Genomic DNA, 707 nt, shown 5'->3' with positions numbered 1-707 from the left:
GATGCGTAGGCGATGGCCAACAGGTCGAAATTCCTGTACCGGTGATGTCCGTTTGAGTGATGTGGTGACGCAGTAGGATAGATGGAGCGTGCGACCGGAAGGGCACGTCCAAGCAGTGAGTGGTCAGGGCAGGCAAATCCGCCCTGTATAACCATGAGCTGTGACGGGGAGCCGAAATTTAGTAGGCGAAGCCATTGATTTCACACTGCCGAGAAAAGCCGCTGGCGAGGACGATCACCGCCCGTACCGTAAACCGACACAGGTAGTTGGGAAGAGAATTCTAAGGTGAGCGAGCGAACTCTCGTTAAGGAACTCGGCAAAATGACCCCGTAACTTCGGGAGAAGGGGTGCTCATAGAGATATGAGCCGCAGTGAATAGGCCCAAGCGACTGTTTATCAAAAACACAGGTCTCTGCCAAACCGAAAGGTGACGTATAGGGGCTGACGCCTGCCCGGTGCTGGAAGGTTAAGAGGAGCGCTCAGCGTAAGCGAAGGTGCGAATCGAAGCCCCAGTAAACGGCGGCCGTAACTATAACGGTCCTAAGGTAGCGAAATTCCTTGTCAGGTAAGTTCTGACCCGCACGAAAGGCGCAACGATTTGGGCACTGTCTCAACGAGAGGCTCGGTGAAATCATAGTACCTGTGAAGATGCAGGTTACCCGCGACAGGACGGAAAGACCCCGTGGAGCTTTACTGTAACCTGATAT

General features: G+C 53.9%; 1 rRNA gene. It reads left to right on the top strand.

Features of this window, described 5'->3' with window-relative positions:
• Positions 1-707: ribosomal RNA gene (locus tag WN59_RS07900) — 23S ribosomal RNA — on the top strand; the annotation flags it as partial.

Origin of the sequence: Salinicoccus sediminis, assembly GCF_000986795.1 — a bacterium.
GTDB classification, from domain to species: domain Bacteria; phylum Bacillota; class Bacilli; order Staphylococcales; family Salinicoccaceae; genus Salinicoccus; species Salinicoccus sediminis.
Note: the sequence above shows the minus strand (reverse complement) of the source record. Positions and strands in the feature narration are given on the sequence as shown.